Annotated in this window: 9 protein-coding genes; 1 reads left to right on the top strand and 8 read right to left on the bottom strand. The window is 70.4% G+C overall.

What is annotated here, in order from left to right; all coding sequences use genetic code 11:
• Window positions 1-36: 36 nt before the first annotated feature.
• From UUA_RS13120 to UUA_RS13105, 4 genes are all read right to left on the bottom strand, one after another.
• The gene (locus UUA_RS13120; protein ID WP_008437654.1) at window positions 37-1245 is read right to left on the bottom strand and encodes an HlyD/EmrA/EmrK family protein; all 1209 of its coding nucleotides are present in this window, start codon (window positions 1243-1245) and stop codon (window positions 37-39) included.
• A gap of 9 nt (window positions 1246-1254) precedes the next feature.
• Entirely contained in the window at window positions 1255-2706 is a 1452-nt protein-coding gene (locus UUA_RS13115; RefSeq protein ID WP_008437653.1) for an efflux transporter outer membrane subunit, read from the bottom strand.
• Between the two features lie 19 nt (window positions 2707-2725).
• Window positions 2726-3184 carry a MarR family winged helix-turn-helix transcriptional regulator gene (locus UUA_RS13110; RefSeq protein ID WP_008437652.1) on the bottom strand — a complete coding sequence of 153 codons (459 nt, stop codon included), beginning with the start codon at window positions 3182-3184 and terminating at the stop codon, window positions 2726-2728.
• A gap of 75 nt (window positions 3185-3259) precedes the next feature.
• Window positions 3260-3514, bottom strand: a complete 255-nt coding sequence (locus UUA_RS13105) for a hypothetical protein (protein ID WP_008437651.1) — start codon at window positions 3512-3514, stop codon at window positions 3260-3262.
• Between the two features lie 222 nt (window positions 3515-3736).
• Between UUA_RS13105 and UUA_RS13100 the strand changes: the two genes are divergently transcribed.
• Entirely contained in the window at window positions 3737-4573 is an 837-nt protein-coding gene (locus tag UUA_RS13100; protein WP_008437645.1) for a helix-turn-helix transcriptional regulator, read from the top strand.
• A gap of 25 nt (window positions 4574-4598) precedes the next feature.
• On the opposite strand, the gene UUA_RS13095 is transcribed toward UUA_RS13100, so the two are convergent.
• From UUA_RS13095 to UUA_RS13080, 4 genes are read right to left on the bottom strand one after another with little or no spacing between them, the layout of a single operon-like run.
• The gene (locus UUA_RS13095) at window positions 4599-7841 is read right to left on the bottom strand and encodes an efflux RND transporter permease subunit (protein WP_039954032.1); all 3243 of its coding nucleotides are present in this window, start codon (window positions 7839-7841) and stop codon (window positions 4599-4601) included.
• Window positions 7834-8943 carry an efflux RND transporter periplasmic adaptor subunit gene (locus UUA_RS13090; protein ID WP_008437642.1) on the bottom strand — a complete coding sequence of 370 codons (1110 nt, stop codon included), beginning with the start codon at window positions 8941-8943 and terminating at the stop codon, window positions 7834-7836. Before UUA_RS13090 ends, UUA_RS13095 begins: the two co-directional genes overlap by 8 nt.
• A complete protein-coding gene (locus tag UUA_RS13085; RefSeq protein WP_008437641.1) occupies window positions 8940-9356 on the bottom strand; it encodes a DUF302 domain-containing protein in 417 nt (138 codons plus the stop codon). The genes UUA_RS13090 and UUA_RS13085 overlap by 4 nt, the downstream gene beginning before the upstream one ends.
• Window positions 9353-9559, bottom strand: coding sequence for a YgaP family membrane protein (locus tag UUA_RS13080; RefSeq protein ID WP_008437640.1), 207 nt, complete (start codon window positions 9557-9559; stop codon window positions 9353-9355). Before UUA_RS13080 ends, UUA_RS13085 begins: the two co-directional genes overlap by 4 nt.
• Between the last annotated feature and the right edge of the window lie 14 nt (window positions 9560-9573).

The raw sequence follows: 9573 nt of genomic DNA, 5'->3' as shown, positions 1-9573 counted from the left end.
CATCGCCCGCTAGCGGGCTCCCACAGAGGTTTGGGGTTACTTGCCGCCGGCCATGTTGGCGTGCACGATTTGCGTGATCGTCGCGTCGGCACTGGCCAGTTGCTGCCGGTAGACGTCGGTGCTGAAGGCGGGCTTGCTCGGCGAGCGCTGCGAGAGCATCGGGCCGCTGCGATCGTGCAGGCCCACATCCACGCTCAGCGACATGCCGATGCGCAGCGGGTGCTGGTCCAGCTGGGCCGGGTCGTCGAACACGATGCGCACCGGGATGCGCTGCACGATCTTGATCCAGTTGCCGGTGGCGTTCTGCGCCGGCAGCAGCGAGAACGCGCTGCCGGTACCGACGCCCAGGCTCTGCACCTTGCCCTTGTAGGCCACCTTGCCGCCGTAGACGTCGGACTCGATCGTCACCGGCTGACCGATGCGCATGTCGGTGAGCTGGGTTTCCTTGAAGTTCGCGTCCACCCACACCTGGCGCAGCGGCACCACCGCCATCAGCGCGGCGCCCGGCTGCACGCGCTGGCCGACCTGCACCGAGCGTTTGGCCACATAGCCGTCCACCGGCGCGACCAGGGTGGCGCGCTCGTCGTCGAGGAAGGCGGCGCGCAGGCGTGCCGCGGCAGCCTGCACGTCCGGGTGCGAGGCGACCACGGTGTCGTCGACCAGCACCTTGCTGGTCTGGTACTGCTGCTGGGCGGTGACCAGGTTGCTCTCGGCGCTGGTCAGTGCGTCGCTGGCGTGCGCCAGTTCCTCGGCCGAGATCGCGCCGGACTTGGCCAGCGCCACGCGCCGCTGGTAGTCGGCGCGCGCCTTGTCCACCGCGGTCTGGCGTGCGGCCACGTCGGCCTGTGCGCCGTTCACGCTGGAGTACAGGCCGCGCACCTTGCGCACGGTGTTGGCGAGGTTGGCCTTCGCCTCGGCCAGCGCCACGTCGGCATCGCTGGGGTCGAGTCGCACCAGCACGTCGCCGGCATGCACCAGGTCGCCGTCGTCGGCGCCGATGCTGACCACGGTGCCGGGCACCTGCGGGGTGATCTGCACCACGTTGCCGTTGACGTAGGCGTCGTCGGTGCCCTCGTACCAGCGGCCGTCGAGGAAGTACCACAGCGCCCAGCCGATCACGGCGAGCAGCACCACGCCGCCGAGCAGGCGCAGCAGCACGCCGCGCGGGTGCTTCCTCATCGGTGCGGCGGCCGGCGTACTGGCGGTCGCGGCGCCGCTCGAATCAGGGATGGTCTGGCTGGACATGGGGCTGCCTCAGGAACGTGACGGGGTGAGGGACGGGGTGGCGGCGGCCGCATCGGTGCGCGGCTGGTAGCCGCCGCCGAGGGCCTGGATCAGCTGCACCGAAAGATCGGCCTGCTGCGCTTCGAGCGCGGCGCTGCCGCGCTCGGTGGCGAGCAGCTGCTGGCGCACGCTGAGCGCTTCCAGATAGCTGCCGATGCCGGCCTGGTAGCGTTGCTCGGCCAGCTCCCAGGCCTGCTGCGCGGCATCCTGCGCGCGCTGCTGGGCGGCGATCTGCGTCTGCAGCGACTTGAGCGCGGAGAGTTCGTCGGCGACCTGGTTGAGCGCGCCGACCAGGGTCTGGTTGTACTGCGCCACGGCGAGGTCGTACTGCGCATCCTTGCCGGCGAGGTTCGCGCGCAGGCGGCCGCCGTCGAAGATCGGCAGGCTGAGCGATGGCCCGACCTGGAAGAACCGCCCGGCCAGGCTGAGCGGGTTGGCGCCGCCCATGCTGACCAGGCCGGCCATCGCACCGATGCTGATGTCCGGCAGGAACTCGGTCTTCGCCACCTTGATGTCCTTGCCGGCGGCCTCGACGCGCCAGCGCGCCGCGACCAGGTCGGCGCGATGGCCGACCAGCTCCAGCGGCAGGTTCGCCGGCACCGCCAGCGCGGCTGGCGCCAGCCGCCGCGGCCGCTCGAGCTGCAGGCCGCGGTCGGGGCCCTTGCCCAGCAGCACCGCCAGCGACGAGCGCGCCGCCTCGACCGCGCGACGGGCCAGTGCCGCCTGCTGCTCGGCGCTGGCCACTTCGGCGTCGCCCTGCTTCAGCGCGACCTGGTTGTCGATGCCGGCGGCCACGCGCTGGCGGGTCAGTTCGCGCGCGGAACCGGCGCGCTGCAGCTCGGCGTCGGCCAGGTCCTGCTGGGTGAAGGCGTAGCCGAGCTGGACATAGGCGCGGGCCACGTTGCCGGACAGCTCGATGCGCGCGGCACGGGCGTCCACCTCGGCGGCGCGCGCCTGGCCCAGCGCCGCTTCCCACGCGGCGCGCTTGCCGCCCCACGGGTCCAGATCCCACTTGAAGCTGGCGTAGCCGTACTTGGCCACCGCGAAATGTGCCTTGTCGCCGAGCAGCGCGGCCGGCGGCCGGGCACCGGAGACCGCGGCAGTGCCGTTCACGCTGGGTCCGCGCGCAGCGTCGGCGATCCCCGCCTCGGCCTGCGCGGCGTGGGCGCGCGCATCGGCCACACCAAGGCCGGGGTTGTCCTGCAGCGCCTCGGCGATCAGCGCGTCCAGTTGCCGGTCGTCCAGTCCGGTCCACCAGTCGGTGGATGGCCACGCGGCCGCGGAGAGCTGGGCCAGGCTGCGCCCGGCCTGCAGGGTGGACGGATCGGTCGGCGTGCCTTCTGGATGCAGGCCACCGCTGCTGGCGCAAGCGGCCAGCGCAAGGGTCAGGGCAGCCGCAGCCGCCAGTTGATGCAGACGCATGGGGGAGTCCAGGGGGAGATCAGCTCTTGTCGCGCAGCGCGTGCAACACGCGCTCCAGGTAGTCCTGCAGTTGCGCCTGTTCGGCCTCGCTCAGCGAGCGCTGCGCGGCGGTCAGCACGCGCTCGTTGCAGTCGACCAGCTGCGTCCACAGCGCGTTGCCGGCGTCAGTCAGCTCAATGCGCAGGGCGCGCCGGTCCTGTTCATGCCGGCAGCGGCGCAGGTAGCCCTTGCCCTCGAGGTGGTCGAGCTGGCGGGTCATCGCGCCGCCGTCCAGTTCCACCGAGCGGGCCAGCTCGCTGGCCGACATCGGCCCGAGCCGGGCCAGCCGCTTGAGGATCAGGAATTGGGTGAAGCTGAGGTTCAGGCCCTTGGCCGCCAGCTCGGTTTCCATCGCCCGCACGATCTCCGCACGGACCAGGCCGAGCAGGATGCCGAGGCTTTCCTGGGGGGTGGCGAAGGCGAGCGACTCGGTGTTCATAGCCGCGTATTCTATTGCTTCAAGTATATTTGTCAAGGCAAATATATGCTGAGTTGTATTTGCTCCGGCAACCTATTAGGCGGCACACGGCCGCTGGGCCCGCAGCTCGTCGTGCACCAGCGCGCGCAGCGCCGGGTCGCGGATGGTGAACAGCTCGAACACGCCCAGCGCCAGCAGGGTCGGCAGTTGCGCCAGCAGACGGGGTTCGGCATCGCGGCGCACTGATTCCGGGGTAGCGGGGTCGAGCATCAGCTGGGCATGCGCCACGAAATCGGTGAGCGCGTCAGCATGCGAGGCGTGCAAGGCGGTGGGGACGGGGAGTAACGACATGTCGATCTCCTGCATGGATGACACAAGGACGTCTGCCCATGGCGCGCCGTGACGGGCTGCGGCAATGCGGCCGGTGCGGCGGGGGACGCCGCCGGCGTCACGATCGCGTGCAGGCACATGACTTGGGGGACAGGCGACGGTAGGTCGCCGCCGCTAGCATGGGAAGGCAGTCCCCACTGCCGGTACTCCCACTACCACCCGGGCACCCCCATGCGCACTGCCATGCAACGCTCCGAGCTCAAGGCTTTCCTGCGCGCGCGGCGCGCCGCGCTCGCGCCCGAGGCGGCCGGCCTGCCGCGCGGGCCGCGCCGGCTGACCCCGGGGTTGCGCCGCGAGGAGGTGGCGGCGCTGGCCGGGGTCGGCGTCACCTGGTACACGTGGCTGGAACAGGGCCGCGCGATCAATGTGTCGGCTGCGGCACTGGCGCGGATCGCGCGTGCGCTGTCGCTGTCGCCGACCGACCAGGCCTACCTGTTCGCGCTGATGGGACTGGCCCGCACCGACGTGCCGGAGCACCATTTCACGCTGCCGCCGGTGATGCATGAAGTACTGGACCTGTACCAGGCGCCGGCCTTCGTGCTGGATGCGGTGTTCGACGTGCTGGCCTGGAACCGCATGGCCGAATGCCTGTACGACTTCGGCGAGTTCGGTGGCCCGTTTGCCGACAACCACCTGTGGAACGCGTTCATGAACCCGGCACGGCGGCGGCTGTACCCGGATTTCGACAACGGCGCCCTGAACCTGCTCGGCATGTTCCGCATGAACCAGGCGGCGCACCCGGAAGACCCGCGCTTCCACCGGCTGATCCAGGCGCTGAGCGCGGCCAGTGCGGAGTTCGTCGAACTGTGGCAGCGCTGCCACACCGCGCCGCTCAGCGCGATCACGGTGCCGTTCTTCCACCCCGAGTTCGGCGACCTCAGCATCCACTCGATGCGCCTGCCGATCCGCGACGGCGACCACGTCGACCGCGCCACCGCGTTCTTCTTTGCGCCGGCAAACGCCGTCACGGCCGCCAGTTTCGCGCGCGTCGCCCGCCGCCTCGCCGCGGCGCCGGCATGATCCGCGTGCGGCTACCGGCCGGTGCTCAGCCCGCGTCGCGACCGGGCAGGTGACGGCCGCCGTCGCGCGCCAGCCACCCGTAATACAGCAGCGGAATCACCAGCAGGGTCAGCACGGTCGACACCAGCACGCCGAACACCAGCGACACCGCCAGGCCCTGGAAGATCGGGTCGCCGAGGATGAAGAACGCACCGAGCATCGCCGCCAGCGCGGTGAGGATGATCGGCTTGGCGCGCACCGCGCCGGCCTCGACCACCGCATCCTCCAGGCTCAGCCCCGCCGCCAGCGAATGGTTGATGAAGTCCACCAGCAGGATCGAGTTGCGCACGATGATGCCGGCCAGCGCGATCATGCCGATCATCGAGGTGGCGGTGAACTGCGCGCCGAACAGCCAGTGCCCCGGCATCACGCCGATCACGGTCAACGGGATCGGCGCCATGATGATCAGCGGCACCAGGTAGCTGCGGAACTGCCCGACCACCAGCAGGTAGATCAGCAGCAGGCCCATCGAGTAGGCGATGCCCATGTCGCGGAACGTCTCCAGGGTGATTTCCCACTCGCCGCTCCAGCGCACCGAGAAGCCGCTGTCGCTGGTCGGCGGCCCGGTGAACTCCTGTGCCAGCTGCCGCCCGTCCAGGCGCGTCTGGCCGATCTTGCCGACCAGCCCGAACATGCCGTAGACCGGGCTGTCCTCACTGCCCGCGTCGTCGCCGGTGACGAAGGTATAGGGCAGCAGATCCTTGTGGTAGACCGCGTCGGCCCATGGCCGGGCAACCACCTTCACCACCTCGGAGATCGGCACCAGCTGCCCCGCGGCGGAGCGCACGCGCAGCTTGAGCACACTGTCCATCGAGCCCAGCGCGGCCGGCGGCAGCCGCAGCACGATCGGCACCGCGTACTTGGCGTTCTCGTCCGCCACGTAGCTGGCCGGCGTGCCGCCCATGCCGGTGCGCAGGGCGTCGACGATGTCGGCCTGGCTGATGCCCAGCGCGGCGGCCCGCGCGCGGTCGACCTCGACCAGCCGGCGCGTCGCCTGCGGGTTCTCCGTGCTCAGGTTGACGTCGACGATGCCCGGCGTGCGCTCGAACAGCTGCGCCAGCGCCAGCGCGACCCCCCGCTGGTCGCGGTAGTCCGGCCCGTAGATCTCGGCCACGATCGGCGCCATCACCGGCGGCCCCGGCGGTACCTCGGCCACCACCAGGTGGGCGTGGAAGCGCTGCGCCACCGCCGCCAGCGCCGGCCGCACCGCCAGCGCGATCTGGTGGCTTTGCCGCTGGCGCTCGCCCTTGTCGACCAGGTTGACCTGGATGTCGCCCTGGTAAGGCTGGTTGCGCAGGTAGTACTGGCGCACCAGGCCGTTGAAGTTCATCGGCGCCGAGGTGCCGGCGTAGAGCTGGTAGTCCTTTACTTCCGGCACGCCGTCCAGCACGCCGCCGAGCTCGACCAGCACGCGCTGGGTCTGCTCCAGGGTCGAGCCCTCGGGCATGTTCAGCACCACCTGGAACTCGGACTTGTTGTCGAACGGCAGCATCTTCAGCACCACCAGCTTGACCCCGGCCAGGCCGGCGGCCAGCAGCACCAGCAGGCTCATGCCGAAGAACAGCCGGCGGCGGTTGCGCGCCGCCTTCGGGTGGCCGAGGAACGGGCGCATCACGCGGGTGAACAGGTTCTGCAGGAAGCCGTCGATGCGCGAGTGCTCCGCCGCGTCGGCCGCCGGCGCGTGGCGGCGCAGCAGCTGGTAGGCCAGCCACGGCGTGACCACGAAGGCCACCGCCAGCGAAATCAGCATGCCGACCGAGGCGTTGATCGGGATCGGTCGCATGTACGGCCCCATCAGCCCGCCGACGAAGGCCATCGGCAGCAGCGCGGCGATCACCGTGAAGGTCGCCAGGATGGTCGGCCCGCCCACCTCGTCCACCGCGGCGGGAATCGCCTGCAGCAGCCCCTTGTCGCCGCGCGCCATGTGCCGGTGGATGTTCTCCACCACCACGATCGCATCGTCGACCAGGATGCCGATCGAGAAGATCAGCGCGAACAGCGATACGCGGTTGATGGTGAAACCGATCGCCCACGAGGCAAACAGGGTTACCGCCAGCGTCACCACCACGGCGGTGCCGACCACCACCGCCTCGCGCCAGCCAAGCGCCAGCAGCACCAGCAGCACCACCGCCAGCGCGGCCAGGCCCAGGTGCAGCAGCAGCTCGTCGGCCTTGTCGTTGGCGGTCTGCCCGTAGTCGCGGGTCACCGTGACGTGCACGCCCGCGGGAATGTCCACCCCGCGCAAGGCGTCCAGCCGCTCGCGGATGGTGCCGGCGATGGTGTGGGCATTGCTGCCGGCCTTCTTGGCGATCGCCAGGGTCACCGCGGGGGCCAGCCCGGTGAGCGGACCGGCCCGGCCCGGCGGCGTGCCGAACGAGGCCAGCTGCGTCACGTGGTTGCTGCCCGCCTCCACGCGGGCCACGTCAGACAGGTACAGCGGGCGGCCGTCTGCCAGGCCGATCACCAGCTGCGCCACCTCGTCCGCATTCATCAGCAGGCGGCCGGCCTTGACCGGCAGGTCGCGGTTGTCGCCGATCTCGCTGCCGGCGTCGACCGCCACGTTGGCCGCCTTCAGCGTCCGCACCAGATCGGCGACGCCGAGCTGGTGGGTGGCCAGCCTGGCCGGGTCAAGCTCGACCATCACCGCGCGCTCCGGCGCACCGATGGTGTAGACGTCGCGCGTGCCGGGCACCCGCTTGAGGTCGGTCTCCAGCGTATGCGCCACCTTGGCCAGCTGTTCGGGCGTGGTCTCCGGGCGGTCGGACCACAGCGTCACCGCCATCATCGGCACGTCGTCGATCCCGTACGGCTTCACCAGCGGCTGGCCGACGCCGAGCCCGGGCGGCACCCAGTCGGCGTTGGAGTACAGCTTGTTGTACAGGTCGACCAGTGCCTGCTGACGCGGCACGCCGACGTCGAACTCCACCGTCACCACCGCCATGCCGGCGCGGCTCATCGAGTAGACGTGCTTGACGCCCTTGATCTCGGCGACCTTCTGCTCCAGCGGAAAGCTCACCAGGTTCTCGACGCTCTGCACGCTGGCGCCCGGGTACGGCACCAGCACGTTGGCCATGGTCACTTCGATCTGCGGGTCTTCCTCCTTGGGCGTGATGATCGCCGCGGCGATGCCCAGCAGCAGCCCGGCCAGCGCCAGCAAGGGGGTGATCTGCGAGGCCTGGAACGCCCGCGCGATACGTCCGGAGATACCCAGTCGGGCAGGTTCATTCATCGGCGGAGGCGCCGCTGGAAGGCTGGCCGCCGGCGTGCCGCGCAACCAGCCAGGCACGGGCCGCCTGCGGGTCGCGGGCCACGCGCTCGCCGTCGTCGAGCCCGGCCAGGATCTCGACGCGGTCGCCGTCGTGCTCGCCGGTGCGCAGCTGGCGCAGGCTCACCCCGTGCGCATCGATCACGTAGACGCCGACCAGCTCGCCGCGCCGCACCAGTGTCGAGGCGGGCAGCAGCAGGCGCTTCGCCGCGCCGGTGGCGAACGCCACCTTCACCGTCATGCCCGGATACAGGCCGCCGTGGTCCGCCGGCAACGGCAGCCGCACGTTGAACGTGTGGGTCTGCGGGTCGGCATAGGGAAACACCTCGACCGCGCCGGCCGCAATGCGCTGCTCACCGCTCAGCACCTGCGCCGAGTGGAACTGGCGGATCGCCTCGACCGTGCTCTGCGGCACCTGCACGTTGACCCGCAACTGGTCCAGTGCCTGCAGCTGGATCAGCGGCTGCGGCGACGGCGGCCCCGCCTGCACGGCCTCGCCCACATGCACGAAGCGATGCGTGATGATGCCGGCGAACGGCGCGCGCAGCACGGTGTAGTCCAGCTGCTGGCCGACGTTAGCCAGCTGGGCGTGCGCGGCATCCAGCGCCGCGCGGGCCGCATCGCGCGCAGCGCGCTGCTGGTCCATCTGCGCGGCGGACACGTAGCCTTTGGCATAGACCGCCTCGATGCGCCCGAACGACGCCTGCGCATCCTTGTAGCTCGCCTCGGCCGAGGCGAGCTGTGCCCGGGCGGCCTGGCGCGCGGACTGCTGCTCTACGTCGCTGAAGCGCACCAGCACGTCGCCCTTGGCCACCACGTCGTTGACGTCGTACGGCAGTTCGCGCACGCGTGCATTGGTCTGCGCGGTGATCGTCACCTGCTGTACGGCCTCGACCACGCCGTCCCAGAGCTGTTGCCGCGGCGCGTCCTCCGCGCGCACGACGATCGCCGCCAGCGCAGGTGGTTTCGCCGCGGCGTCGCCGGCGTTCGGCTTGCCGCCGCAGCCGGCGAGCAGGCCCAGCGCGAGCAGCGCGGCGGGCAGCGAGCGGAGGTGGCGCATGCTCATGCGGCCTCGTCGATCATCCGCATGGTCGCGCTTTCGACCTCCTGCGCGATCGCGGCCAGCGAGGCGTCCTGCGAGAGCATGCCGAGCATCGGCACCGGCCTGATCATGCCGATGCGCGTGCTCCCGTTCTCGGTGTACACCGAGATGCGGCAGGGTAGCGCCATGTTGAGGCGCAGATCGGTGGCCAGCACGCTGGCGGCGTGGCGCGGGCTGCACACCTCGAACACCTTGCATTGCCCGGCGAACGCGAAGCCCTTGCTGCGCAAGGTGGCGCCCAGGTCGTGCACGTGCAGCACGCCGAACTGGTGGCGACTGACGGCGGCGTCGAGATCGCGGACCGCGTCCTCGAAGGATTTTTTCGATTCCACGATGTAGTACATGTTGGTTGCCTCACTCGCGCGCGGCGCGTTCATGACTTGATCGCGCAAGCCGGCTTCAGGCCAAGCTTGCGCAGGATGATGGCCAGCGGGCAGAGGCCGCTGAAGGCGGACTGGAACAGGTTGAACCCAACGAAGGCGGTCACCCACAACCAGCCGGGCGACACGAAGTGGGCGAGGCCCAGGCTGATCAGGATCACCGCGCCGGCAAAGGCCCGTACCGCGTTTTCGATAGTCATGTTGTTCTCCTGCA

This window comes from Rhodanobacter thiooxydans LCS2 (genome assembly GCF_000264375.1).
Taxonomy (GTDB): domain Bacteria; phylum Pseudomonadota; class Gammaproteobacteria; order Xanthomonadales; family Rhodanobacteraceae; genus Rhodanobacter; species Rhodanobacter thiooxydans.
The sequence above is the reverse complement of the archived record's forward strand: the minus strand, read 5'-3'. Positions and strand labels throughout refer to the sequence as shown.